This window comes from Tamlana crocina (genome assembly GCF_012037625.1).
Window position 1 is genome coordinate 1 of record NZ_JAAVJS010000707.1, and the last position, 315, is coordinate 315.

The 315-nt window shown below is 43.8% G+C and carries 1 protein-coding gene; it reads right to left on the bottom strand.

Annotation, left to right across the window (positions count from 1 at the left end; translation table 11 throughout):
- Positions 1–8: 8 nt before the first annotated feature.
- Positions 9–315, bottom strand: a 307-nt coding sequence (gene dtd / locus HC176_RS18650) for a D-aminoacyl-tRNA deacylase (protein ID WP_167920470.1), incomplete at its 5' end; no start/stop codon positions are given.

Here is a 315-nt window from a genome sequence, read left to right on the forward strand (position 1 = left end):
GGTTGATTCTACTCTTTATTCTTCGAATCTAAAATTATCGTCACCGGCCCGTCATTTAAAAGCTGCACTTTCATGTCTGCTCCAAATTCTCCTGTGCCTACCTCTTTTCCTATGTCATTTTCAAGCTGCCTTACAAACTTCTCGTAAAGCGGAATAGCCACATCAGGTTTTGCTGCTTTAATATAACTCGGCCGATTTCCTTTTTTGGTGCTCGCGTGCAGCGTGAACTGACTTACCACAATAGCATCGGCATTCTGGTCGAGCAAAGATTCATTCATTACCCCGTCACAATCATTGAAGATGCGCATGTTCGCG